This is a genomic window from Bradyrhizobium ingae (assembly GCF_055791185.1).
On sequence record NZ_JBVUBB010000024.1, the window covers coordinates 1 to 25,603 of the forward strand.

Sequence of the window (25,603 nt, forward strand, 5' to 3'; positions counted from 1 at the left end):
TGCCCCCCCCCCCCCCCCCCCCCCCCCCCCCCCCCCCCCCCCCCCCCCCCCCCCCCCCCCCCCCCCCCCCCCCCCCCCCCCCCCCCCCCCCCCCCCCCCCCCCCCCCCCCCCCCCCCCCCCTCCCAAAACAAAAAACCACCCACTGTATAAGAGACAGGCATATAGGCGTCCTCGCGCGACAGGTTTCGCTTCTCGCCCAGGAGCGCGATCATGTCGCGCAGCGCGCGCACCACGCATTGGTCGAGGTCCGGGTCCATCGCCATCGTGATGTAGTGCGAGGGCGTTTCCGCACGGGGATAGGCGAGGCGCATGTCCTTGCGTAGCGTGAGGCGGAAGCGGCCCTGCAGCGCGGTCTCGATCGCGGTGACGCAGACCTCGCCGTCGCCCTGCACGCCATGGCCGTCCCCGCAGGAGAACAGTGCGCCCGGCACGAATACCGGCAGATAGAGCGTGGCGCCTGCACCGAGCTCCTTGTTGTCGAGATTGCCGCCCATCGCGCGCGGGATCAGCGAGGAGATGCGGCCCCAGGCGGGCGGCGGCGCGACGCCCATCACGCCGAAGAACGGCTTGAGCGGCAGCTCGAGCCCCCAGGGCATGCGACCGACCATCCGCGTCAGATCGAGGGGAATGTTGAGGATGCGCGTCTCGTGGAAATCGTCGGGCAGGGTGCCCGAGAGCGGCTTGATGAGATTGTAGCCCCAATCCTGCCGCAGCCTGACATCGAGGATCTCGACGGCGAGCACGTCGCCGGGCTCTGCGCCCTCGACTGCGATCGGGCCGGTGAGGATGTGGCCGGGCAGCACGCGCTCGGACTTCGCGTGAACCTCGAACAGCTCCGGCGGAACATGAAACTGTTTGCGATCGGGCAGCACGTCCGGGCCGCCGCTGATGGTATCGACGGTCACCTCGTCGCCGCTCTCGATCGTGAGAACCGGCTTCAGCTTCGCCTCGAAGAAGCCCCAATGACAGGTTTCGGGACTGGATTGCAGGTGGTGACGGGTCATGGGTCTGGTCCGGTCGTTTGCGATTGTTTTCGTCGGGACTCGTCACTGCCGGGCTTGACCCGGCAATCCATCCTCTTCCAAGAAGATTTCTGAAGATCGGTCGGCCCGTCAAGGTCCGCGGATCGATAGGTTCGATGATCCAAAGCGAGGCTCCCCCTGTTATTCGTCCTGTCCAAGACGCTCGGCGTCGCGGTATTGCCCCTCAATTTCCTGGTCGAGCTCGGCATTCTCTCGCTCGTTCTGATGGCGACGCGCTTTGCGCGGGCCGGCCGCAGGCTTGCGGTGGCGGTGCTGGTCCTGCTGGCGCTGGCGGCATTCTCGCCGCTCGGCAAGCTGCTGCTCTATCCGCTGGAGTCGCGCTTTCCGAAGTGGGATTCCTCGCGCGGCGCGCCCGACGGAATCATCGTGCTCGGCGGCTCCGTCGACACCGATCTGTCGTCGGCGCATCGAACGCCGATCGTCGCCCATGCCGCCGATCGCATGCTGGCGCCTGCCGTGCTCGCGCGGCGCTACCCGAATGCGCGCATCGTCTTCACCGGCGGCAATGCCAATGTGATCTCCACCGAGGCCAAGGAGGCCGACTACGCCGCACCGATCCTGGAAGATCTCGGCATCGCCAAGCAGCGTCTGATCGTGGAGCGCAACTCGCGCAACACCTATGAGAACGCGATCTTCACCAAGGAGATTGTTGCGCCGAAGCCGGGCGAGCGCTGGCTGCTGGTGACCTCGGCGTACCATATGCCGCGCTCGATGGGGATCTTCCGCAAGGCCGGATTTGACGTCGAGGCTTATCCCGTCGACTTTCGGATGGGCGGCCGCGAGGACCTGTTCAGCTTCACCAATGTGGGCACCGATGGGCTCGTCCGAACCGACCTTGCCATGCGCGAATGGATCGGGCTCGTCGCCTATCGCCTGATGGGCCGGACCGGCGAGTTGCTTCCCGGGCCGGCCAGGGACTAGAACGGACGACATGAGCGCCGGCGCAGGATCGGCGCGCCGCCGGGAGGACGTCATGCGGCAGGACAGTGCTGAGCCGATCGATCTCGCCGGCATCGTGACCGACCTCAACGCGCTTTTGCGATTGAAGACGACAGTGATCGGCATGAAGCTGTTTGCACGCGCCGAGGACATGGAAGCGATCCCGAAGATCCGGCGGCCGAACGCGGTGCACACCACCGACCAGATCGTCAGCATGGCCTCGCGCCTCGGCTGGACTGTCGGCATCACCGCCGACGATCTCGTCGGTAGCCAATGCCGCGCCGTGATCGGCCTTGCGCCGCAGGACGAGAAATGGCTTGCCGGCGAAAGTTATGTCGGCGTGTGGCATGGCACGGCCGAGGACGCACGCAAGCGCCAGGAGGCGCTCGACGTGGTGCCGTTCGGCCAGTACAAGGCGCTCGCGGTGAGCCCGCTGGCGAGCGGGCGGCTCGATCCGCCGGACATTTGCCTGGTCTACGCCACGCCGGGGCAGATGATCATCCTGATCAACGGGCTGCAATATACCGGCTACAGGAAGTTCGAATGGGGCGTGGTCGGCGAGACCGCCTGTGCGGATTCCTGGGGGCGGGCGCTGAAAACCGGCGAGCCCAGCCTGTCCTTGCCATGCTATGCCGAACGGCGCTATGGCGGCGTGCCGGACGAGGAGATGCTGATGGCGCTGAGCCCGGCGGATCTCGCCAAGGCGATCACGGGGATGAAAGCGCTGGCGAAAAACGGCCTGCGCTATCCGATCCCGCCCTATGGAATTCAAAGCGACGTCCGCGCGGGCATGGGCGTGAGTTACGGAAAGAAGTAGATCGTCATTGCGAGCGAAGCGAAGCAATCCAGGATGCCACTGCGGAAACAGTCTGGGTTGCGTCGTCGCGGAGCCTGTCATCCCGGCCCGCCAAAGGCGGGACCGGGTGGCTCCTCGCAATGACGGTGCAAATTGAGGATGCAACATGAGTTCTTCGTCGAAATTCGACATCGTCGTCTATGGCGCGACCGGTTTCACCGGCCAGCTCGTCGCCGAATATCTCGCCGCGCATTACAAGGACGACAAGGCGCTGAAATGGGCGATGGCCGGCCGCAGCCTCGACAAGCTGAAATCCGTGCGCGATGCGATTCTCGCGCCGGCCGATACGCCGCTGATCGTTGCAGACGCGGCCGATCCGGCCTCGCTGAAGGCGATGGTCGAGCAGACCAGGATCGTGATCACCACCGTTGGTCCGTATCAGCTCTATGGCGGCGAGCTGCTCGCGGCCTGTGTCGCCTCCGGCACCGACTATATCGACCTCTGCGGCGAGCCGGTGTGGATGCGGCAGATGATCGACAAGCACGAGGCGCAAGCGAAGGCGAGCGGCGCGCGCATCGTGTTCTCCTGCGGCTTCGATTCCGTGCCGTTCGAACTCGGCGCGTTCTTCGTGCAGGAGGAAGCCAAGCGCGTGTTCGGCGCACCGGCATCGCGCGTGAAGGGCCGCGTGCGCGCCATGCGCGGCACGCTCTCCGGAGGCACTGCGGCGAGCGCGAAGGCGACCTTCGACGCCGTCGCCAAGGACATGAGCCTTGTCGCGATCCTGAACGATCCGTTCGCGCTGACGCCCGGCTTCACCGGCCCGAAGCAGCCGAAGGGCAACCGTCCGGCCTATGAGGAGGATCTGCAGTCCTGGGCGGCGCCGTTCATGATGGCGCTGATCAACACGCGCAACGTCCATCGCTCCAACATGCTGATGGGCTTTCCGTTCGGACAGGACTTCGTCTACGACGAGATGGTTTTGACCGGCCCCGGCGAGAAGGGCGAGGCCAACGCCAAGCTCGTGATGGCCGCGAACACGGAGAAGACCGGGCCGAACGCGCCGAAGCCGGGCGAGGGGCCCTCGAAGGAGGAGCGCGAGAACGGCCTGTTCAACCTGCTCTATGTCGCGATCGCGCCCGACGGCCGCCAGGTCCGCGCCGGCGTCACCGGCGACCGCGATCCCGGCTACGGCTCAACGTCCAAGATGATTTCCGAATGCGCGATCTGCCTGCTGCGCGACACACCTGATGTTGCGGGCGGCTTCTGGACCCCCGGCGCGGCGATGCAGCACAAGCTGATCGAGCGGCTCGAGGCGCATGCGGGGCTGACGTTCAGGGTGGAAAGCTAAGAGTCCGTCTCGGAACTCATGAAGTTCGCGCGATGCGTCTGATGAGGACCACGGCAGCGGCAGCCTAGAGGAAGGCGGTTGCCGATGCAATTGTGGCTTCCGCGTCTTTCCAGAGCCGTCGGTTTCGGTTGATCCAAGCGAAGAAGCGCTCGACCACCCAGCGTCGTGGTTGGACGGCGAAGCCGATCTGATCGGGCTTGCGTCGGACGACCTCGACGGCGATGCGGGTCGCGTTGGCGACGCGCGAGCCTTGGTATCCGGTGTCCGCGAAGACCTTCTCGATGAACGGGAAGGGACGGCGCGATGCGGCGAGAAGCGGGCCGGGCTCCATCACGATCCTGCACGCTGGCCGGGTGCGCAAATAGGACGAGGCCGCGCCCGTCGATATCGACAAGAGCGTGGCGCTTGCGCCCCATGATCTTCTTGCCAGCGTCGTAGCCGCGTGGACCGCCTGCCTCGTTGGTCTTCACGCTCTGGCTGTCGATGATGCAGGCACTTGGCGAGGCTGCACGCCCATTGCGTTCGCGATCGATCATCAGCAGGGCATGGTTCAATACCTTGAACAGGCCCTTGTCCCGCCAGATCGCGAACCAGCGATAGGCCGTGCTCCTCGGGGGAAGGTCGCTTGGAAGAAGCCGCCATGCGACGCCACTGCGCATCACGTAGAAGATCGCGTTGACGATCTGGCGCAAAGGCCAGGAGCGTGGCCGCCCCGTCCGTTTCGGTGCCGGCAGCAGCGGTTCCACCAGCCGCCATTCCGCATCCGTCAAATCCGTTTCGTATCGAAGCCCCGCGCGACTATGTTGCCGGCGAGTGGCTGGGGTCCACATCGCTTGCTCCGAGATGGGGGCGCTTGTGAGACGGGGCGAAGTCCTAGCTAGCGCTGAAAATTCGACGGGTCACCGAAGACGTTTATGCGACACGTTGATTGCGGTACGACTTATGAAAGCATAAGCGGGAAGATTTGGACCGATCCTCGTTCTGCGTCTCAAACACTCGTTTGCGATAGCCCGATGAGGATTCACACTTTTGCACAAGCCTGATATACCATCCCGTCCGCAAGTGACCAAAAATGTGAGGGTTTATGACGACTGATAAAGGAAGTACGATCCAACGTCTAAACCCGCCGGAGCTAGGGTCACCGCCGGGCTATTCGCAGGTGGTGGAAGTCAAGGCTAGCCGACTGATCTTCATCGCAGGTCAGACTGCGCTCGACCGGGACGATGTATTGGTTGGCAAAGACGACTTCACCGCTCAAGCCGATCAAGTTTTTCGCAATCTGAGTGCGGCCCTCCAGGCTGTGGGCTGCGATGCAAGACACCTTGTAAAAATGACAGTCTTTCTCCGAGACATGGGTAATCTCGGCGCGTATCGCGAGAGCCGAAACCGGTTCTTCACCACAGTAACGCCTCCGGCAGCGCCTGCTGTCACTCTGGTTGAGGTGTCAAAGCTCTACGGGGAAGACTTTTTGATCGAGATCGAAGGCATCGCCGCTGTCGCCTGATCTCATCTAGCGGCCATATTTCTCCCTTCGGATGGGAACGCGTAGACCTCTCACGGGCGAATATCATCGGCCAGCGCCCAAGCGTAGGATTTCGCCCTGTCCAGCAAACGGCTCCAAGATGGCCTGAACAATCCCTTGGAATCATACCCCCGACCGCTCAAACCTTTCGGGATGGGCTCTAAGCACAGGACGTCCGATCCATGTCGTCGAAGTTCGACATCGTCGTCTACGGCGCAACCGGCTATACCGGCCAGCTCGTCGCCGAGTACATCGCTGCGCAGTACGCGGGCGACAACGCGCTGACATGGGCGATGGCCGGGCGAAGCCGGGAGAAGCTCGCGTCGGTTCGCGACACGGTTGGCGCATCTGCCGACACGCCGCTGATAGTTGCCGATGCCGCCGATCCTGCGTCGCTGCGTGCGATGGTCGATCAAGCGAAGCTGGTGATCACCACCGTCGGTCCGTACCAGCTTTATGGCTCCGATCTGCTCGCCGCCTGCGTTGCGTCGGGCACGGACTATGTGGACCTCTGCGGCGAGCCGATCTGGCTGAAGCAGATGATCGACAGGCACGACGCGGCAGCCAAGGCGAGCGGCGCGCGGATCATGGTCTCCTGCGGTTTCGACTCGGTGCCGTTCGAGCTCGGTGCATTCTTTGTGCAGGAAGAAGCCAGGCGCGCGTTCGGCGCACCGGCGCCGCGCGTCAAGGGCCGCGTCCGCGATATGGTCTGGAAGTTCTCCGGCGGCACCTCGGCGAGCGCGCGGATTACCTTCCAGGCGGTTGCGCAGGACCTCAGCCTGGTGTCGATCCTCAAAGATCCGTTTGCGTTCACGCCCGGTTTTGAAGGTGCGAAGCAGCCGCGCGGCAACAAGCCCATCTTCGAGGACGACCTGCAATCCTGGGCCGCGCCGTTCGCGATGGCAACGCTCAACACCCGCAACGTCCATCGCTCCAACATGCTGATGGGCTTCCCGTATGGCAGGGACTTCGTCTACGACGAGATGGTGTTGACGGGGGCAGGCGAGGAAGGGCAGGCCAACGCGAAGCGCGTGATGGCTGCGAACAGCGAGAAGACCGGCCCCGAAGCGCTCAAGCCCGGCGAGGGCCCGTCAAAGGAAGAGCGCGACAACGGTCATTACGATCTGCTCTATGTTGCGATCGCCCCTGATGGCCGTCAGGTCCGCGCCGCCATCAAGGGCGATCTCGATCCCGGCTACGCGTCGACCGCGAAGATGGTTTCCGAATGCGCGATCTGCCTGCTGCGCGACACGCCTGATGTCCCGGCCGGCTTCTGGACGCCGGGCGCGGCGATGCAGCACAAGCTGATCAAGCGGCTCGAGGCGCATGCGGGGCTGACGTTCAGGGTGGAGACGTAGCCGGAGCTGAGCATCTCCATCACGGTGTCATCGCCCGGCTTCGACCGGGCGATCCAATATTCCAGAGACGGCAGTAATTGAACCGAGAGGCCGCAGCGTACTGAATGCCCCGCCTTCGCGGGGCATGACAGCGTTCATTGCTACGCCGCCCGCGCATCATACGCATACATGAAATCCATCCCCTTCGAGCTCAGCGGCAGCAGCCATTTCAACATTTGATCGCGGATGAACGCGCCGGTGGCTGAGAATTCGCGCTTGCTGTTGCCGTTGCGACGGGCGATGGCGACGATCTTTTCGGCGCGGGGGCGGCGTTCGGCTTCAAAGTTCTGGAAGGTCGCGCTGAGCTCCTGGCCCTCCGCCATCAGTCGTCCGAGCCGCAGCGCGTCTTCCAGCGCGAGCGAGGCGCCCTGGCCGGCGTGCGGACTGGTCGCATGGGCCGCATCGCCAATCAGCAGCGAGCGCTTGCGCGACCAGGTCGGCAGGGTCGCGACGTCGAGCGTATCGGTGACCACGATGCTCTCCGCTGCCTCGATGATGGCGGGGATCGGATCGTGCCAGCCGCGATGGAAGTCGCGCAGGTGCTGCTGGAGCGTCGCCTGATCCTGCGCGCGGAACATGGTGGCGTCCATGCCGTGCGCGGGCTGCGTGCTCCACCACATAACGCCGTCGTTCGGATCCGGGCTGCAGAAGCCGTAGCCGAAGAAGCCGCTCTGGCCGAACGTCGTCTCGACGCGCTGGCCGATTGGATAGCCCGCGAGCACGGCGCGTGGCACGAAACCGCCAAAACCGATCAGGCCCGTGTTGAAAGGCTTCGGCCCATCCGGCACGACCTGCCGGCGCGCCACCGAATGCACGCCGTCGGCGCCGATCAGGAAATCGCCTTCCGCGGTGGTGCCGTCGGCGAAATAGGCGATGATCGGCTGGTCGCCGCGGTCCTCGATCTTGATCAGGCGCTTCTCGAAATAGAGCGAGACGCACGAGCACCAGGCCTTGTCGGTCAGGATCTCGTTCAGCGTGGCGCGGCAGATGTTCACCGCGGGCTGGCCGAAGCGCCGCTCCATGTCGCGGTTGATGGAGCCGAGCTTCTGGCCGCTTTGCGAATGGAAATCGAAGGCTTCAGCAATCGAACCGCGGCTGATCACTTCGCGCGCGAGTCCAAGCTCGTCCATCACCTGCATGCCGTTCGGCGCGAGCTGCAAGCCGCCGCCGATCCCCTTGGAATAGGGCCAGGCCTCGAAGATCTGCGCCTCGATGCCGGCGCGGCGGAGCAGGATTCCGGTGACGGGCCCGGCGATACCGGCGCCGATGATGAGAGCCTTGCGGGGGCGTGACGACATGGCTTGCTCCTGGGACTGCTGCGGTGCTAGTAAAAAATCACGGCCGCTAATTATCTTAGCGGCTAAGATATATATTCGCTAAGAGATGGGGCCATCCTTGTCAAGAGGGAAAGCGCGCGCCGGTTTGGTGCAGGAGCTCGAGGAGGCGATGCGCCGCTCGTCGGCGCAGGGCGTCTTGTACGGCCAGGCCGTTGCGAACGTTGCCGGAATTTCCGGCTCCGACCTCGAATGCATGGACTTTCTGCAGCTCGAAGGGCGCGCTACCGCGGGACGGCTCGCCGAGGTCACGGGGCTGACGACGGGCGCCATCACCGGTGTCGTCGACCGGCTGGAGAAGGCGGGCTATGTGCGCCGCGAGCGCGACGAAGCCGACCGCCGCAAGGTGTTCATCACCATCGTGCCGGAGGCCCTTGCCGAAATCGGCAAGCTCTACGTGCCGATGCAGCAGGCGATGCACAAGGTCTGGAGCCGCTATTCCGACGAGGAACTGAAGCTGTTGCTGCGCTTCGGGACTGAAGCCTACAAGGGCGCGCTCGAGGCGACCGAAGCCCTGAAGGGCGTGCTCGCCACGCCGCCGAACCAGCGCGCCAGTCTCAAGACGCCGAAGTCGCCTCGCTGACCGGGCGCGCTGCTATGGTGCAAGGCTAGCCCTTGTATTCCACGATGTAGAGGCCAGCGCTGAAATCGGTGACGTAGCAGAGCGCATTCTTGTCGACGAACACGTCCGCCGAATGCAGCACGACCGGGCGGTTCGGCCGCGGGTCCATCCATTTCGCGGGCGGCGGCGGAACGAAAGCGCCGATCTCCTTCGGGCGAAACTGATCCTTGATGTCGTACACGCGTAAACCCGCGTTCTGGTAGGTCGCGAAGATGACCTCTTCGCTGTAGAACGCCTCTGGCCGGTTTTCGTGGACGTTGTGCGGGCCGAAATGGCCGCCGACCTTGAGATAGTCCTTGTCCGACGGCGCCGGGAATGTCGAGATGCTGATCGGATTGGACTTCACCTGGTTGTCGAAGATCCAGATCGGCTTGAAGCCGTCTTCCTGATTGTCGAGCACCGTCTCGTCGACGACGACGAGCAGATTGCGGTTGGGCAGGGGAAGCGCGTTGTGCGTGCCGCCGCCGAACGGCGGGGCCCACACCTTGTGCGTAATCAGTTTCGGATTCGACTTGTCCTTGACGTCGACGACGGCAAGGCAGGCGTCGCGCCAGCTGCAATAGGCGACGTCATCGCGAACGATCGGATGGTGCAGGCCGAAGCGGCCGTTCTTGGTAGGCCAGTTCGGAACTTCGCCGGCAGCCTTGTTCATCCCGGGAAGCCAGTATTTCCCGACGAGTTGTGGTTTGGTCGGGTCGGCCAGATCGATCACGATCATAATGTAGTCGGTGAAGCCGTCGAGCAGCGCGGAGGCATAGGCCCAGCGGCCGCCGGTCCAGTAGATGCGGTGCAGGCCGGTGCCTTCAACCGGCATGAAGCCGATCTGCTTGGGATCGCCCGGCGCGGAGATGTCATAGACGGCCATGCCGGCCGACCAGTCGCGCTTTGCCTGCTTTTCGTCGGCATGATGGTCGACCGAGCCCTTGTAGTAGTTCTTTTCGTCGGCGAGCTCAGCCTGCGCGAACATGTCCTTGTTGTGGATCACGAGGAGCTTGTCCTCCGCGGCTTGGAGATGCAGCGTCCAGGTGTTGTGCGGAGCGGCGACGTATTTGACGGTCTTCGGGCTCTTGGGATCGCGCACGTCGATGACGGAAAAGCCCTTGGAGAAGATGTGGCCGACATAGGCAAAGCCCTTGTGGACCATGATCTGCACGCCGTCGCAGCGTCCGCCCTGGTCGCTGTAGCCGACAAGCTTCAGGTTGGCGGTGGCGTAGTCGGGTTTGGGAAGATCGTTGCTCATCGGCTGCCTCTGCGAATTCCAATGTGAGAAGAAAGTCGTCCGAAGGTCGGGAGGAGGGCGGCCGCAGCGAAGCGGGCGACCGCCCTTGTGGTTGCCGGGCGTTCCGGTGCTGCTACTTCACACCCCAGATCTTCTTGTATTCGTCGCGATAGCCGTTGCCGGGATCGAACTTGTTGTCCTTGCCGCCGTCCTTCTCGACATTGTCTGCGGTGAAGAGATGGACGTGGGGCACGAACCCGCTCGGCTTCTCGCCGGCGAAGGCGCGGTTGATCTCGTCGATCATGATCCAGCCCTGTAGGTTCAATGGCTCAGCCACGGTTGCGTTCTGATATTGTTTTTCGCGGATGCGCTTGAACGCAGGAACCGAACCGTCTCCCGCTGATATCTGCTGCGGGAATCCGTCGGCCGGATCCACGCCCGCCGCTCGCAGCGCGGGCGCCGAGAAGTCGTAATAGAGGTCGTTGACTGCGATCGAGTAGGTCCACTGCTTGCCGTATTTGGAAAGCAGCGACGTCGTCAGCTGGCCCATCCGGTTGGAGAGATCGGCAATCGGTGTGTCGACGACTTCGAGCACCTTGCAGCCCTTGCAGCCTTCCACGGCTGCCCGCTCGGCGTTCGTCTTGGCGGTCGCGATGGCATAGATCGAGTCCGTGAACAGGATGACGCCGGCATGGCCATCCGACTTCACGACAGCCTGGAGCCCTGCGGATTTCGCGACCTCGGTCGGATCAGTCGTTACATTGGTGAAGACGGCGGGAATGCCTTCGACCGGCCCCGGCGTCGGCCCGGCATGCCAGCCGATGATCTTGATACCTGCAGCGGCAGCCTGCTCGAGCAGGGGCTGCTGCTCCTTGCTGTCGATACCGACGTTGAGGATGCCATTGGGCCTCATCGCGATCGCCTGTGTCAGCGCGGTTGCGTGTCCGGGCACGGTGCCCTGGCCGTCGAGCTGGCGTACGTCCCAGCCCAGCGCTTTGGCAGCCTCCGCTGCGCCATCGCCTGCACCTTGTGCGCCGCCATTGCGCTGGTCGGTCGAGACGATGACGATCAGCTTCTTGCCCTGTGCTTTCGGACCCGTGGTCGGCCCGTCCCACTTGGTCACGGGTGCGGCCACGTTTTGAAGATAGGCCTTTGCCATTTGGATATAGGCGGCGTCGTCATCGGCGCGCGCCCAGGCCGTGCCGAGCAGCAGGACGCTCGCCGACGTCAAAAGCCCTTTCAGTACGACTTTGCTCGTTATCATTGCTTCTCTCCCCGGATTGAACTGGCAGCCAGAGACGGTCGCCAGGCCGGCTTTGCCGGCGGTTTAGGCAGCGGCGTCAGGTGGCCCTGGCCGTCTCTGCGGAATTTGATTGGGCGGGCATGGCCTGTGGATCGCGTGGCGGCGGCTTGGCGACTGCACGACGGCGCTGCGCGAACGCTGCGAGCGCGATCGCGACGACCAGCGTCGTGCCGTTGAACAGGGGCTCGATGAAGAACGCGCCGCCGAACAACTGGATGCCGGAAATGCCGACGGCGAGAATGAGGATACCGAATACGCTCCCCCAAACATTGACGCGGCCGGGCTTGATCGTCGTCGATCCTAGGAAGGCGCCGACGAGGGCAGGGAGGAGGAAATCGAGACCCACATTGGCCTGGCCGATGCGCAGCTTTGCCCCGAGCACGCAACCGGCGAGCCCGGTGATGACGCCGGACGCCACGAACACGCCGATGACATAGGCGCGCACCGGGATGCCGTTGAGGGCGGCTGCCTTCTCGTTGGCGCCAATCGCGTAGATGAAGCGGCCGATCGGCAGGCGCTCGCTGACGACCCACAGGACAAGCGCGAGCCCGATCACGTAGAAGGCGGGAATTGGTATGCCGAACACCGACGCCCAATTGATCGCCACGAAATCGGGCGGCAGATTGCCGATAATCTGGCGGCCTTCGGTGTGCCAGAGCGCGAGCGCATAGAGGATCGTGCCGGTGCCCAGCGTCGCGACGAAGGCATCGACCTGGGCGACTTCGACCAGCACGCCGTTGACGAGGCCGACAAAGCCTGCGCAAGCGACGACCAGCAGGATGGCGATCGGCCACGAGATGCCGTATTTCACCTGGAAGCTGATGGCCAGGATGTGCCACATCACGATGCCGAAGCCGACCGTGAGATCGATGCGGCCGGCCATCATCGGCAAGGTCGCAGCAAGCGCCAGCAGCGCAACGATGGACTTGTCCGCAAGGATCGAGCGTGCGTTGAGCCAGGTCGGAAAAGTATCGGGCAGGGCGATCGAGAAGAAGATGATCAGGAGCAGCGTCAGCAAGGGCAAGCCGTAGACCGGGAGCAATCGCAGGATCGCCTGCCCGTTGGACAGCGCTGCGAGTTCGGGTCGCGTCGGCTCCAGGGCGTTCGACTTGATGGATTGCATCTCAGGCCTCGGTCAGGTGAGCCGCCCCTAACGCTGCGACGGAGCTGCCCGCAACGCTGGCGGAAGCGGCGGACAACAGATTGCTGATGGACAGGTCGTCGGAATGAAGCTCGCGAACGACCTGCCCGCGGCTGAACACCAGCGCGCGATGGCAGACCTTTGCGATCTCCTCGAAGTCGGTCGACACGATCAGGATGGCGGCGCCTTCGGCGAGCGCCACATCGAACAGCTTGTAGATCTCCGCCTTCGAGCCGACGTCCACGCCGGCGGTCGGATCCTCGAAGACATAGACCTTGGATTTCAGATTGAGCCAGCGTCCGACCGCGACCTTCTGCTGGTTGCCGCCGGACAATAGCTCGATCGCCAGGTTCGGATCGTTGGGCCGAAGATCCACGGTCACGCCGAGCCGTCTCGCCGCCGCGCGCTCCTTCGCGGGCGCAAGCCAGGTTGAGGTCGTGTGTCCTGCCGCAAGGGGATTGAGGAAGAAGTTCTCCCGTACCGACAGTCCCGGGACGATGGATTCTCCGACGCGGTCGGCGCAGACGAGGTTGATCCCGAGGTCCATCGCGCTCCGTGGAGATGTGATCTCGACGGCTACGCCGTCGACCAGAACGCGTCCGCCGGTAACGGCTTCCATGCCGAACAGCGCACGGCCGAGGGCCTCCTGGCCGGCGCCACGCAGGCCGACGAGACCCACGATTTCGCCGGCGTGGATGCGGCAGTCGATCGGCCCGACGGACGCCATCGATGCATGGTCAAGTTCGAGTCGAGCGGCGCCTTCGCGCTCCGCTGGCCGTCGGAAAACCTGGGATGGCTCGCGTCCGACGATGAGCAGGATGGTTTCATCCGGCGTCGTCTGCGCGACCACGCGCTCGCCCGCCACCCGGCCGTCGCGCAATACGACCATCCGGTCGGCGACCTCGAACACCTCGTCGAGGCGGTGCGAGACATAGATCATGCCCACGCCGTGCTCGCGCAGGCGACGGAGCGCCTTGAACAGGCGCAATACCTCGTCGGCAGGCAGACTTGCAGTCGGCTCATCGAGCACCAGAATCTCGGCGTCGGTCGCAAGCGCACGGGCGATCGCGACCAGCGACTTTTCCGTTCGTGTCAGACTCTGGATACGGAGGTCCGGGTCGATGTCGGCGCCAAGCTTTGCAAGAGCAAGCGCGGCGCGCCTGCGCGCCTTTGACCAGTCGATGACGCCGAAACGACGGGGGTATCCGAGCGTCAGGCAGATGTTTTCGGCAACCGTCATCCAGTCGATCAGTCCGAGATCCTGATGGATGAACGATAGGGGCAGGCGCCTGAGCGAGGACGTCATATCCTGGCCCGCATAGGAGATTGTTCCGCTGTCCGCGGAGTACACGCCCGCCAGGATTTTGATCAGGGTCGATTTACCGGCGCCGTTCTCGCCGAGCAGAGCGACGACCTCGCCGCGACCTACGGCCATGCTGACGTCGTTGAGGGCCTGGGTACCGCCGAAGCGTTTGCATAGACCATCGACCCGCAGCACCTCGGAGCGGGTGCCCTCGGGCGGCTCGTCATCACTGCGCCGAGGGCCATCGCCTGTCACCGCGGCGCCCCTCCCACATTACAAACGACTTGGGTCGTCTTTTTCGTCATTGTGCACCGCGCTTCTTTGTGTCGCGACATGCAGTCGAGCTTCGTTTCGTCCGAGCAAACGGCTCTGGCGAAAGGAAAATCGATTAGAATTGTCGGGTCTCAGCTTGTCAATCGGGATGTCCGGGCCTGAACATCACGGATTGGACATATTCGGGATGTCGGGCTGCGCAACGCAGCACGATGAGGAAAAGACAAGGCGGCGTCCGGCTGGCCCGTGTGCCGCGTTTTCCGAAACGCCTGCTAGGGCTCCAGCGAAACCTTTCCGACGCCCGAATGCGCCGCCTTGTAGGCCTGCGCGGCCGCGATCATGCCCCACATCGCCCCCAGCATCATCCAGAAGTGCCGCCAGTGATCGGTGTCGATGATAAAGCTTTCGCCGACGGTGCCGACGAAGGCGGAGAAGATCGCAAGATAGGCGCGCTGCCAGGGCACGCGGACGAAGACGTGGCGAAAGCCCGTGATCACGGTGGTGAAGACCAGCGCGGGATAGCAGATGCCGGAGAGCCAGCCGCCCGACATGAAGGCGTTCAGGTAGGAATTGTGGGTGTCTTCGGGGAAGTAGCGGTGGAATTGCAGGGGGCCGATGCCGAACGGCAGGTCGAGCGCCATCTCGGCGCCGAGGATGTGGCGGCCGAAGCGGCCGAAGCGGCCTTCGTCGTAGCTCTGGTCGAAGCTCGCGCGCTGCTTGAACATCTCCGCGATGGAATCGAATGAAAGCAGGATCGCGATCAGCGCCAGCCCCAGCACGGCTGCAACAAGTGCCATGATGATGATGCGCGAGCGCTGTGCGTTGCTCGGGCTGGTCAGCACCATCAGCGCGAGCATGAAGCCGGAGGTCAGGATCAGGCCGCCCCAGGCAGCGCGCGAGAAGGCGAGCAGGATCGCGAGCGCCATGATGGCGAAGGCGATCGCGTTGCGGAACGCCTTGGCCAGCTTGTCCGAGACCACGCTTTGCAACGAGAACAGCGCCGGCAGGATCAGAAACGCGCCGAGCACGTTCGGGTCCTTGAAAGTGCCGCGCGCGCGCTCGTAGAGCGTCAGAAGGTCGTGGCCGCCAGGAACGAGATTGAAGTAGCCGGCGATTGCCGACAGCGATGCGACCATCGCGCCGACCACGAGGCCGCGCCGCAGCATGCCGAGCCGCGCCGCCGTATCCTCCGATGTGACCATGGCGAAGAACACCACCGTCACCGCCATGTACCAGGAGGTTGCGATCCAGCTTGCCACCTCGGACTGGCCGAGCAGCGGAATGGCGCTGATGGTGTAGCCGACATTGAGCAGGATTAGCAGCAGCGCGAGCGGCATGAAGACGAGGCGAAGCCGCAGGCCGGTGGCGAAGAAGGTGACGGTCGCAAGCAGCGTTACGACCTCGTAGGGGCTGGGCTCGATGAAGACGATCGCGCCGCAGGCGCCGGCCAGCCACACCATCGCGCGCTGCAAGGCCAGCACGCCGGGCGCAGCCGGCGCGGCTGCATTCATTCCCCCGACTGTCGCCGCATACGCCATCACACGCTCACACAACTCGTGGACACAAAACACGCTGTCATCGCCCGGCCTGACCGGGCGATCCAGTAATCCGAGACAGTGAAGCCAAGCCTCGATGCCGCGGAGTACTGGATGCCCCGGTCAAGCCGGGGCGCGACGAACTCAATACGCGTTCTCGTTCTTGGTCAGCAGCGAGAGCGGCGTCTTCAGGAGGATGTAGAGGTCGAACAGCACCGACCAGTTCTCGATGTAGTAGAGATCGAACTCGACGCGCTTCTGGATCTTCTCTTCGTTGTCGATCTCGCCGCGCCAGCCGTTGATCTGGGCCCATCCGGTGATGCCCGGCTTGACGCGGTGACGGGCGAAATAGCCGTCGACGGCCTCGTCGAACAGCCGGCTCTGGAGCTTGCCCTGCACGGCGTGCGGGCGCGGGCCGACGAGTGAGAGATTGCCGGAGAAGACCACGTTGAACAGTTGCGGCAGCTCATCGAGGCTGGTCTTGCGGATGAAGCGGCCGACGCGGGTGACGCGCGGATCGTTCTTGGTGACGACCTTCGAGGCTGTCGGGTCGGCCTGATGGTGATACATCGAGCGGAATTTGTAGACGTCGATGCGCTCGTTGTTGAAGCCGAAGCGCTTTTGGCGGAACAGCACCGGGCCTGGGCTGTCGAGCTTCACCGCCAGTGCCACCAGCGCCATCACGGGAAGGGCCGCGAGCAGCGCGAGGCCGCCGACGATGCGGTCGAACAGCCATTTCATCACCAGATCCCAGTCGGTGATCGGCGCCTCGAACACGTCGAGCGTAGGCACCTCGCCGAGATAGGAATAGGAGCGGGGACGGAAACGCAGCTTGTTGGTGTGCGCGGAGAGGCGGATGTCGACGGGCAACACCCAGAGTTTCTTCAGCATCTCGAGGATGCGCGTCTCCGCCGAGATCGGCAGCGCGAACAGCACGAGATCGACGCGGGTGCGGCGGGCGAACTCGACGATGTCGTCGACCTTGCCGAGCTTCGGCGCACCCGCGCAGGCATCGAGCGCGCGGCTGTCGTTACGGTCGTCGAACACGCCGAGCACGTGGATGTCGGAGTCCTCCTGCGCCTTCAATGCCTCGACCAGCTCTTCGCCGTTGCGGTCAGAGCCGACGATGATGGTGCGGCGATCGAGCCGGCCCTCGCGCGCCCAGTTGCGCACCAGCGTTCTCAGCACCAGGCGCTCGGCCACGAGCGCGGCGAGGCCAAGGAAGAAGAAGGCGGCGAGCCATAGCCGCGACACTTCGCCGCCGAGCCTGGCGAAGAAGGAAATGCCGATGAACAGCAGGAACACGAACGCCCAGGACGAGATCATCCGGGTCATCTGGCGGAGCTGACCGCGGAAGAGCTGCACCTGATACATGTCGGCGGCCTGGAAGCAGATCACGGCTGCCGCCGCGACGGCAGAGATCGCGGCGAGATATTCCCAGCGGAAGCCGGTCTGCGGCGCGACGTAGCCGACGTAAAGCACCGTGCCGACGAGGCTGAGCAGAACGAAATCAGCGACGCGCACGAAGCCGGCGATCACGATCGGCGAATAGGCACGGGCGACCTTCTGATTGACCACCTCGAGCGCTGCGGGTGAGAGCCGGCGACGGCGCTCGATAAAGGGCTTGTCAGCTGGGGCGGCCGCGGCGCTGGTCGCGGCGTCGAGCATCGAGCGTGCGTTGAGCTGTTCCACGGTCGTCCACGTCCATTCCTGAACCCCGCTGGACGCGCATATAGGCGCGCGAAGCGCGGGAGTCCCCCTCGCTCTCGCTTATCGGACAAATCGGAAGAAATTCTAAAGCCGTCTTAAGGATGGTTAATGATTGATAAACGCATCGCGATAGCCGGCCAGCACGCCGTCCACCATCGCCTGTTGCGAGAAGTGCGCCGAGATGCGCTCGCGCAACCTCGCCGCGCGCTGGGCAGTCGCTTTCGGATCATCCAGTGCAGACCCAATGGCTTCCGCCATGGCCTCGGCATTGCTCGGAGCGAACAAGGCGGAACTTTCGGCATCGAAGATCTCGGGGATGCCGCCGACCTTTGCGGCGATCATGGGGATGCCGGCCGCGCCGGCTTCGATCACGACATAGGGCATGGAGTCGCCGCGCGAGGGAACGACCAGCAGCCGCCCCTTCGAGAAACCGTAGCGCGCCTTGACGTGGCCGATGAAGCGGATCGAATTGGTCAGGCCGAGCCTCTCGACCTGCGCCTTCAGCACCGCCAGCTCTTCGCCATCGCCGCCGAGTGTCAGAGTGACGTTACGACCCTGGGCATGCAGACGCGCCACCGCGTCGACGAGAAGGTCCGCGCCCTTGATGTGCCGGAACTCGCCGACATAAGCGAGGTCGGTCGCATCGTCGGCGATGGCGACGGGCTCGAATTCCTCCGGCGTGACGCCGTTGAAGACGCAATGCACCACACCTTTGGGCGTACCGACGATGCGCTGATAGGTGTCGCGGGCGAAGGCGCTTTCGAACAGGAACAGGTCGGTGCTGTTCATCAGCGTCCGTTCAAGTCGCGCGTAGAACTCGCCCTTGAAGGTGTGCAGGGGATAATGCAGCGAGCCGCCATGCGGGGTATAGATGCGGATGGTGTCGCCCGAGCGTCGCCTGAGCCGCACGAAGGCGCCGGCCTTGGCGCCATGGCCGTGCATCACATCCGGATCGAGCTTGGCGATCAGGCGCTTCATGCGCAGCCAGACGAGAAAATCGTCGGGCGATGGTTCGCGGCGGATCGCCAGCCGATGGACACCGAGCTTCAGACGCGGTGCGATTTCGGCCAGCGCATTCGCCGCGCGCTCGCCGCCGGTGAGATCGTCGGCGAGGATTCCGACATGATGTCCGCGATCGACTTGCCCGTTGGCGAGGTCGAGGATGTGGCGGAAGATGCCACCGACGGGGGCACGCACGGCGTGCAGGATGCGAAGCGGCCGGTCGACAGGGGGAGGCATGATCTGAACCGGCGCTCGCAGGCGATGACGTAGCAATCCACTGAGGTATCGATTCCGATTAAGGGGGCTCATGGTTAACAAATGGTGTTCGCGCGCGAGTGTACGTTCGCGCCATGCACGCATGTGGCGCGATTAACCCAGCGGCAACCTTAATGGAGTGTAATCGCGCCGGTTGAGGTGGGTAGCAGCGTTGCCCTTGCGGGAGTGTGTGATGCGTTTAGCGTTCTGGCGTGCCGGCAAGGACAACGCCGTGATCGAGCGGGCCTTGCACAAGCCCGAGCCGAAGCCCGCTGTCGCGCGGCCGACCCAGGCCGTATCCGGCGACATCGATCTGCATGCGCTCGGTGCCGCGCTCAAGCGCAGCCGCGGCTTCATCATCGCGCCGACGTTGCTGGCGCTGGTGCTCGCGCTGGCCGGTGTCAATCTGGTGACGCCACGCTACAAGTCGGAATCCCGCATCCTGATCGATGGCCGCGAGAACGTGTTCCTGCGTCCGACCAGCGACCGCAGCACCGAGGAGCGGCAGGCGCTCGATGCAGAGGCCGTTACCAGCCAGGTGCAGCTCGTGCTGTCGCGCGATCTGGCGCGCGAGATCATCAGGAAGAACAAGCTCGCGGAGCTGCCCGAATTCGATCCCGTCCTGCGCGGCATCTCGCCGCTGAAGTCGCTGGCAGGGCTGTTCGGGATCGGCCGCGATCCGTTCTCGATGACGCCCGAAGAACGTGTGCTGGATTCTTATTACGACCGCCTGACCGCCTACGCGGTCGACAAGTCGCGCGTGATCGTCGTGGAATTCCAGTCGACCGATCCGGAGCTGGCCGCGCGCGTCGCCAACTCGATCGCCGACGGCTATCTGGTGCTGCAACAGAGCGCGCGCCAGGAGCAGGCCAGGTCGGCCAGTGCGTGGCTGTCGGGTGAGATCGAGAGCCTGCGCAAGAAAGTCTCGGAGGCCGAGGCCAAGGCCGAGGATTTTCGTTCCAAATCCTCGCTGTTCGTCGGTACCAACAACACCACGCTGTCGAACCAGCAGATGGGCGAGCTCAACACCCAGCTCAACAACGCGCGCGCGATGAAGGCTGACGCCGAAGCCAGGGCGCGGCTGATCCGCGAGATGCTGCAGAGCGGCAAGCCGATCGAGGCATCGGAGGTGCTGAATTCCGAGCTGATGCGCCGGCTGTCCGAGCAGCGGGTGACGCTGCGCGCGCAGCTTGCCGAGCAGTCCTCGACGCTGCTCGGCAATCATCCGCGCATCAAGGAATTGAAGGCGCAGATCGGCGATCTCGACACGCAGATTCGTGACGAGGCGGGCAAGATCTCGCGCTCGCTGGAGAATGACGCACGGATCGCCGGCAGTCGCGTCGACAGCCTTACCGCCAGCCTCGATCAGCTCAAGAAGCAGGCGACATCGACCAACGGCCAGGACGTCCAGCTCCGCGCGCTGGAGCGCGAAGCCAAGGCGCAGCGCGACCTGCTCGAGACCTATCTCGCCAAATATCGCGAGGCGAATACCCGCGAGACCATCGACACCGCGCCGACCGAAGGACGCATCATCTCGCGCGCCATCGTCTCGAACACGATCGCCTATCCGAAGAAGCTGCCGATCGTGCTCATCGCCACGCTGGCGACGCTGCTGCTCAGCACCGGCGTCGTCGTCACCGGCGAGCTGCTGCGCATGACCGCGCCGCGCGGAATGGCCGCATTCACGCCGGCCTCTGCCGGCTCGCGGGTTGCTGCCCGCAGTGAACCGGTCGTCGAGATCGAGTCCGTGGCGAGCGAGCCGGCGCCGCTGCAGCCGGAGATGGCCTCTGACGCCGATATCACCGAGTTTGCCGAGATCGATCAGCTTGCCGACAGCCTGCGCCGCGACGGCGCCGCCGCGCGCAAGGTGACGGTGCTCGGCACCGCTGCGGGCGAGGATATCACGCTGACCGCGCTGACGCTGGCGCGCCATCTGGCGCGCGAGGCCCGGGTCGTGGTCGTCGATCTCGCGGCATCGTCGCCGACGATTTCAGCCATCTCGGCCGATCCTTTGGCGCCGGGCCTTGCCGAATTGATGCAGGGCGAAGCGTCGTTCGCGCAGATCATCACCAAGGATAGGCTCTCGCGCCTTCAGCTCGTCGCCGCGGGTCGTCCGGGCTTCGACCGCAGCCTGCTGCAATCGCCGCGCGTGATGCTGGCGATCGATGCCTTGCTCCGCGTCTATGACCACGTGCTGCTCGACGCCGGCACCGCCTCCGACCTGCCAGCCGAGTTGCTGACGACGAACGCTCGCGCCGTCGTGGTGCCGGACGCCGGCATGCCTGCCGAGGCCCGCAGCTCGATGTGCGAGCAGCTCAAGGCGGTCGGCTTCAGCGAAGTGACGATGCTGAAGAAGCCCGTGCAGCCGTCGGATGCAGTCGAAGCGCCGCGCGTGGTGGCGGCGTGATCTCTCTTACCCTCTCCGCCTGTGGGAGTGGGTGCCGAGCTCACGAGTGGAGAGATCGATTTGGAAGTAGCTGTCCTACCTGAATGCGCGCCGCAGTCTTCGCGCGAGGTCGAACAGCATCTGGTTCTGCTTCACGAGGCGCTTGCCGTGGTTCAGCGATGACATCGCCATCGCCGCGAGCTTGCCGCGCGAGGTCAGCGGGATGAAGCTGTCAAAAATCTCTTCGTCGTCCTTGCAGAACATGCGCTTGTAGTCGTCCGAGCCGATGCCGAGATCGAGCGAGTCGTAACCCGCTTCCGCGTAGCGATCGATGATGTTGCGCATCAGGATCAGGCCGGGGCTGAAGCGCGAATGCTCCGACATCGTGTAGGTGTTGAACATCGTCGAGAAGCGGCTTCCGTCGGCGACGCCGGCGAAGATCGCGATCACCTCCTCGTCGCATTCCAGCGCATGGATGTCGATGATGCGGGCCTCGCCGCGCGGCGCAAGGCAGGCCGTGCGGATGAAGGCCTCGACGCCAGGCTCGGCGAACACGTTCGGCAACTTCTGCTCCGCCATTCGTGCCGGCTTGACGCGGAAGAACCAGTCGAGCAGGCGCGTGATGTCGTCATCGGTGGTGGCGAGGTGGTAGCGGTAGCCGGCGAGCGCCTGGAGCTTCTTTTCCTTGCTCTTCAGACGGCGGCGGAAGGAGTTGCTGATGCGCGACGCCGGCGGGCCGCCGGGCGGCATCGCGAGCGACGGGCAGCCATTGATCGAATTCTGGCGCGGCAGCAGCGCGAAGGGGTTTGGCTGACCGCGCCAGCGCTTCGGCTGCTGCGAGAGTGCGAGCACGTCGACGCGCGCGCGCAAGGCCGCAAGCAGCGCGTCGAGATCGGCGGTGTTGGCGTGACCGGCGAAATCGGCGTCCCACAAGCCCATGTTGAAGGTCGTGTGCTTGCCGCCCATGAAGCAGGCGACGGTGACGCCATGGCTTTGCCGCATGCACAATGGCAGCACGACGAGCGGCTGGCGCTCGGCATCGCGGCCAATGACGATAAGCGGTCTCGCGCCTTCATGCTCTCCGGCGAGGCGCTGCCAGGGGGCGAGCAGGTCAAAGCGCTGATAGGGCGTTGCGAGGTGGCCGGGCCTCTCCAGCGCGCGCCAGTCCGGTTCGGCCATGGCGAGATCGCTGACGATGTCGACGTCAGCGATGCGGCTCGCTTTCGACCGCGCTGGCGCTTCTGCCGTCCGGCTTTGCATCGCCGCAGCCATGGTCATTCGCGAAACCTGTCGAGAAAATGGAAAACAAGCGTAGTTCGGCCTGTGGCCGACCTTTGCAAAGAAATGTCAACAAAGAGTAAGGAGAATGGAAAGCGGAACCGGCCGCTCGCCGGCTCGCAAAGGACGGATATTGGCTTCCGACGACCGATGGATGGAACGGCTGCGGCTGGAACTGGCCTGGTTCACCGGCCAGCATCGGCTGCGCGGACGGAGCGCAGGCGGAGCGGGTGCGATCCTGCGCTTTCAGCGCGTGAGGCCGCGCGGGCGCGCGCCGTTCCAGCCGCTGCTCGCCAATGAGATCACACCCAAATTCCTCGACCGCGTGCTTGACGCGTTGAAGCGGTGGAAGTTCGACATCGTCGGCATGGATGAGGTCTGCCGGCGCGCGGTGACGCTGCATGCGCAGCGGCGCTTCGTGGCGCTGACCTTCGATGGTGCGTACAAGGATCTCGCCACCTTCGCCTATCCGGTGCTGTCGCGCCACGGCGCTCCGTTCACGGTCTACGTGCCGACCGCTTTTCCCGACGGCGTCGGCGAATCCTGGTGGCTCGCGCTCGAACAGGTCATTGCGCGCGAGAGCCGCATCAGCCTCATGATGGGCGAGAAGCAGCAGCGTTTCGTCGTAACCGGACGGGCCGAGAAGCAGGCGCTGTTCACGCTGCTCGAACAGTGGCTCAGAACCTTGCCGCCGGCGGAACTGTCGGCTGCGATCAACGATCTCTGCAGGCGCCATGCGGTGGATCTCGCCGCGCTCTCGCGCGAGGCGTCGATGGATTGGTCGGATCTTTCGAAACTTGCGGCCGACCCGCTGGTGACGATCGGCAGCGCCACGGTGAATTATTCCGCGCTCGCCACCATGAAGGATACGGCGGCTGCGCGCGAAATGGCGATGGGCAGGGCGGTGGCGGAGTCCGCGTTCCACCGTGAGATCGGACACTTTGCCTATCCGTTCGGCGATCGCATCTCGTTTCGGCGCAGCCACGTGGTGATGGCGGAGGAGGCGGGCTTTGCCAGTGCGGTGTCGACGATTTCCGGCATCGTCGACGTCGAAGGGCGGACCAATCTGCGCGCGTTGCCGCGAATTTCCTGGGACGGCCGGCGTCGCTCGCTGCGGATGCTGCGCGTGCTGCTCTCCGGCGCGACGTTTCCGCCGGTGAAGCCGACGGGCAGTGCATCGTCTTGAGCTGAAACGCGCAAGCGCGTTTGCGTGGGCTAAACCGGGTCGGGGCGCTGCATCCAGCTCACGACCGGCATTGCCGGCAGCACCCAGCCCATGCCGACCACGACATAATAGATCGCCTGCCGCCATCCGGATTCCGCAATCCACGGCATCTGCGCCAGCGCCATGCCGAGCAGCGCCCAGGTCGCCGCCAGCACCAGGAGCGCGATGGTACCGAGGAACTTGCGAGTGCGGATCTTCATGGGGGAAATTGCGGCTTTCGCGTAACTTGCGCTGCAGGAGCGGGGGACTATAAGGGGCGCGCAGCCTGGTTCAAGCACTGGTTTTCCGGCCGAAATGACCACGATAACAGCTCCGTCCGACCCGCCTCGCGCCGTGCGCTGGTGGCTCATCTCCGTGGCCGCGCTGATCGCGTTGATGGTGCTGGTCGGCGGCGCGACGCGGCTGACGGAGGCCGGGCTTTCGATCGTCGAATGGAAGCCGGTAACGGGCGCGATGCCGCCGCTCAGCGAGACGCAGTGGACGGAGGCCTTCGAGGCCTACAAGAAGATCCCGCAATATCGCGAGCTCAATGCAGGCATGAACCTGTCCGAGTTCAAGACCATCTTCTGGTGGGAATGGAGCCACCGGCTGCTCGGCCGCTTCATCGGTGTCGCCTATCTGTTGCCGTTCCTGTTCTTCCTGTGGCGCGGGGGGCTATCGGGCGAATTGAAGCGGCGGCTCTGGCTGCTGTTCGGCCTCGGCGCGCTGCAAGGCGCGGTCGGCTGGTGGATGGTAGCCTCCGGCCTCTCTGAACGGGTCGAAGTGTCGCAGTATCGGCTTGCGACGCATCTGGTTCTGGCGCTGCTGATCTTCGCCGGCATCGTCTGGACCTTGCGGCGGCTCGGCGCGCGGCAGGAGATCGTTGTCTCGGTGCGCCTGAAGCTGGCAAGCGCGGTGCTCGTCGTCGTGACCTTCGTGCAGCTTTATCTCGGCGCGCTGGTGGCGGGCCTGCGGGCCGGGCGCGCCTACAACACCTGGCCCGAGATCGACGGTGCGTTTATCCCGTCGGCGGAGCGGCTGTGGTTCGAGACGCCGTGGTGGCGCAACCTGTTCGACAATGTGCTGACCGTGCAGTTCGAGCACCGCATGATGGCCTACACACTGTTCGCGCTGGCGGCACTGCATGGGTTCGACGCCGTGCGCTCGCGCGCAGGTTCTGCCGCGAGCGGTGCCGTGTGGCTGTTTGCTGCGGTCAGCCTGCAAGCGATGCTCGGCATCCTGACGCTGCTCAACCAGGTGCCGATCGGGCTTGCGCTTGCACATCAGGCCGTCGCGATCCTCGTTCTGACGCTGGCGGTGATGCAGGCCGAGCGGCTCGCGGCACGAAAGCCTGCACAGACCTATTCGCGCGTCGTCCCCGCACGCCAGGCCGGCTGATCAGCAATAGCCGTAGACGCCGCAGGCGTAGGGCAGGCGCCAGAAATAGTCGACCTGCGGGCCGCCATAATACGCCCCCTGATAATCGTAGTCCCAGGGACGGCCGTAATAACCAGGCAGCGTGTGCGCGCCCGGCAATAGCGGTGTGCCCGGCAGGTTGCGGATGTAGCTGCCGGCTCCATAGGCCGGCGAGATCAGCGCGTCCGGATCTGTCTCGACCCAGACCTTCGGCGGCTCTGCCGGCGCGATCGTGGTGCGGTACTTGTAATGCGGACGCGGCAGCCCCGGCGGCAATTGCTCGTGTCGCTTCTTCTGCACGACAACCTGGTCGGCCGCGAGCGCGCTCGTGACCATCAGCATCACGGCCAGAGGGGACATTATCCATCGCAGCATGGTCGGCTCCGAATCAATCTCGGCGGCCCAGTATGTCAGCCGCGAGCGGAGAGGGTGTTAACGGCGGGTGCCCACTGTCCGTTCGAACGCGCGCTCGAGGTGTATGCCCAAGCCGTCATGCCCGGGCTTGACCCGGCCATCCACGACCTTTCTTCTACTGGCGCCAAAGAACGTGGATGCCCGGGATAAGCCCGGGCATGA

Annotated in this window: 22 protein-coding genes; 9 read left to right on the forward strand and 13 right to left on the reverse strand. The window is 64.5% G+C overall.

Annotation, left to right across the window (positions count from 1 at the left end):
* Positions 1 to 1,005: acetamidase/formamidase family protein (locus ACV1FX_RS27835; protein WP_473120766.1), on the reverse strand; the 1,005-nt coding region annotated here is incomplete at its 3' end.
* Between the two features lie 156 nt (positions 1,006 to 1,161).
* Between ACV1FX_RS27835 and ACV1FX_RS27840 the strand changes: the two genes are divergently transcribed.
* From ACV1FX_RS27840 to ACV1FX_RS27850, 3 genes are all read left to right on the forward strand, one after another.
* Positions 1,162 to 1,965, forward strand: a complete 804-nt coding sequence (locus tag ACV1FX_RS27840; protein ID WP_473120858.1) for a YdcF family protein — start codon at positions 1,162 to 1,164, stop codon at positions 1,963 to 1,965.
* A 52-nt stretch (positions 1,966 to 2,017) separates the two neighbouring features.
* On the forward strand, positions 2,018 to 2,800 hold the full coding sequence (locus ACV1FX_RS27845; RefSeq protein ID WP_473120767.1) for a DUF169 domain-containing protein: 783 nt from the start codon (positions 2,018 to 2,020) through the stop codon (positions 2,798 to 2,800).
* Between the two features lie 145 nt (positions 2,801 to 2,945).
* Positions 2,946 to 4,127 (forward strand): saccharopine dehydrogenase family protein, encoded by a 1,182-nt coding sequence (locus ACV1FX_RS27850; protein ID WP_473120768.1) that lies wholly within the window; start codon positions 2,946 to 2,948, stop codon positions 4,125 to 4,127.
* Between the two features lie 64 nt (positions 4,128 to 4,191).
* Here ACV1FX_RS27850 and ACV1FX_RS27855 read toward each other — a convergent pair.
* Positions 4,192 to 4,957 (reverse strand): IS5 family transposase gene (locus ACV1FX_RS27855; protein WP_473120769.1). Its coding sequence is split into 2 segments (ribosomal slippage): positions 4,192 to 4,449 and positions 4,451 to 4,957, totalling 765 coding nucleotides; the frame shifts between segments, so codons are not numbered across the junction.
* Positions 4,958 to 5,211: 254 nt separating this feature from the next.
* Between ACV1FX_RS27855 and ACV1FX_RS27860 the strand changes: the two genes are divergently transcribed.
* Both ACV1FX_RS27860 and ACV1FX_RS27865 read left to right on the forward strand, forming a co-directional pair.
* The gene (locus tag ACV1FX_RS27860) at positions 5,212 to 5,631 is read left to right on the forward strand and encodes a RidA family protein (protein WP_473120770.1); all 420 of its coding nucleotides are present in this window, start codon (positions 5,212 to 5,214) and stop codon (positions 5,629 to 5,631) included.
* Positions 5,632 to 5,831: 200 nt separating this feature from the next.
* A complete protein-coding gene (locus ACV1FX_RS27865) occupies positions 5,832 to 7,007 on the forward strand; it encodes a saccharopine dehydrogenase family protein (RefSeq protein ID WP_473120771.1) in 1,176 nt (391 codons plus the stop codon).
* A gap of 140 nt (positions 7,008 to 7,147) precedes the next feature.
* Here the strand turns inward: ACV1FX_RS27865 and ACV1FX_RS27870 are convergent, their stop codons facing one another.
* Positions 7,148 to 8,344, reverse strand: a complete 1,197-nt coding sequence (locus tag ACV1FX_RS27870) for an FAD-dependent monooxygenase (RefSeq protein ID WP_473120772.1) — start codon at positions 8,342 to 8,344, stop codon at positions 7,148 to 7,150.
* A 148-nt stretch (positions 8,345 to 8,492) separates the two neighbouring features.
* Here ACV1FX_RS27870 and ACV1FX_RS27875 point away from each other — a divergent pair, with 148 nt between their 5' ends.
* On the forward strand, positions 8,493 to 8,963 hold the full coding sequence (locus ACV1FX_RS27875) for a MarR family winged helix-turn-helix transcriptional regulator (RefSeq protein WP_473120859.1): 471 nt from the start codon (positions 8,493 to 8,495) through the stop codon (positions 8,961 to 8,963).
* A 25-nt stretch (positions 8,964 to 8,988) separates the two neighbouring features.
* Here the strand turns inward: ACV1FX_RS27875 and ACV1FX_RS27880 are convergent, their stop codons facing one another.
* The 7 genes from ACV1FX_RS27880 to ACV1FX_RS27910 form a co-directional block, all read right to left on the reverse strand.
* Positions 8,989 to 10,242: an LVIVD repeat-containing protein gene (locus ACV1FX_RS27880; protein WP_473120773.1), complete on the reverse strand. Its 1,254-nt coding sequence runs from the start codon at positions 10,240 to 10,242 to the stop codon at positions 8,989 to 8,991.
* Between the two features lie 112 nt (positions 10,243 to 10,354).
* Entirely contained in the window at positions 10,355 to 11,482 is a 1,128-nt protein-coding gene (locus tag ACV1FX_RS27885; protein ID WP_473120860.1) for a substrate-binding domain-containing protein, read from the reverse strand.
* A gap of 79 nt (positions 11,483 to 11,561) precedes the next feature.
* Positions 11,562 to 12,647: an ABC transporter permease gene (locus ACV1FX_RS27890; RefSeq protein WP_473120774.1), complete on the reverse strand. Its 1,086-nt coding sequence runs from the start codon at positions 12,645 to 12,647 to the stop codon at positions 11,562 to 11,564.
* 1 nt (position 12,648) lies between these two features.
* Positions 12,649 to 14,223, reverse strand: a complete 1,575-nt coding sequence (locus tag ACV1FX_RS27895) for a sugar ABC transporter ATP-binding protein (RefSeq protein ID WP_473120775.1) — start codon at positions 14,221 to 14,223, stop codon at positions 12,649 to 12,651.
* Positions 14,224 to 14,513: 290 nt separating this feature from the next.
* On the reverse strand, positions 14,514 to 15,779 hold the full coding sequence (locus ACV1FX_RS27900; RefSeq protein ID WP_473120776.1) for an O-antigen ligase family protein: 1,266 nt from the start codon (positions 15,777 to 15,779) through the stop codon (positions 14,514 to 14,516).
* 141 nt (positions 15,780 to 15,920) lie between these two features.
* Complete coding sequence (locus tag ACV1FX_RS27905) at positions 15,921 to 17,444, reverse strand: undecaprenyl-phosphate glucose phosphotransferase (RefSeq protein ID WP_473120861.1); 1,524 nt, start codon at positions 17,442 to 17,444, stop codon at positions 15,921 to 15,923.
* Between the two features lie 147 nt (positions 17,445 to 17,591).
* Positions 17,592 to 18,725 (reverse strand): glycosyltransferase family 4 protein, encoded by a 1,134-nt coding sequence (locus ACV1FX_RS27910; RefSeq protein ID WP_473120777.1) that lies wholly within the window; start codon positions 18,723 to 18,725, stop codon positions 17,592 to 17,594.
* Between the two features lie 211 nt (positions 18,726 to 18,936).
* Between ACV1FX_RS27910 and ACV1FX_RS27915 the strand changes: the two genes are divergently transcribed.
* Positions 18,937 to 21,150, forward strand: a complete 2,214-nt coding sequence (locus ACV1FX_RS27915) for a GumC family protein (RefSeq protein WP_473120778.1) — start codon at positions 18,937 to 18,939, stop codon at positions 21,148 to 21,150.
* A gap of 75 nt (positions 21,151 to 21,225) precedes the next feature.
* Here ACV1FX_RS27915 and ACV1FX_RS27920 read toward each other — a convergent pair whose 3' ends face one another.
* Positions 21,226 to 22,407, reverse strand: a complete 1,182-nt coding sequence (locus ACV1FX_RS27920) for a GNAT family N-acetyltransferase (RefSeq protein ID WP_473120779.1) — start codon at positions 22,405 to 22,407, stop codon at positions 21,226 to 21,228.
* A 133-nt stretch (positions 22,408 to 22,540) separates the two neighbouring features.
* Between ACV1FX_RS27920 and ACV1FX_RS27925 the strand changes: the two genes are divergently transcribed.
* On the forward strand, positions 22,541 to 23,593 hold the full coding sequence (locus tag ACV1FX_RS27925; RefSeq protein WP_473120862.1) for a polysaccharide deacetylase family protein: 1,053 nt from the start codon (positions 22,541 to 22,543) through the stop codon (positions 23,591 to 23,593).
* Between the two features lie 29 nt (positions 23,594 to 23,622).
* On the opposite strand, the gene ACV1FX_RS27930 is transcribed toward ACV1FX_RS27925, so the two are convergent.
* A complete protein-coding gene (locus ACV1FX_RS27930; RefSeq protein ID WP_473120780.1) occupies positions 23,623 to 23,832 on the reverse strand; it encodes a DUF2842 domain-containing protein in 210 nt (69 codons plus the stop codon).
* A gap of 94 nt (positions 23,833 to 23,926) precedes the next feature.
* Here ACV1FX_RS27930 and ACV1FX_RS27935 point away from each other — a divergent pair, with 94 nt between their 5' ends.
* Complete coding sequence (locus tag ACV1FX_RS27935) at positions 23,927 to 25,009, forward strand: COX15/CtaA family protein (RefSeq protein ID WP_473120781.1); 1,083 nt, start codon at positions 23,927 to 23,929, stop codon at positions 25,007 to 25,009.
* On the opposite strand, the gene ACV1FX_RS27940 is transcribed toward ACV1FX_RS27935, so the two are convergent.
* Positions 25,010 to 25,402 (reverse strand): hypothetical protein, encoded by a 393-nt coding sequence (locus tag ACV1FX_RS27940; protein ID WP_473120782.1) that lies wholly within the window; start codon positions 25,400 to 25,402, stop codon positions 25,010 to 25,012.
* Between the last annotated feature and the right edge of the window lie 201 nt (positions 25,403 to 25,603).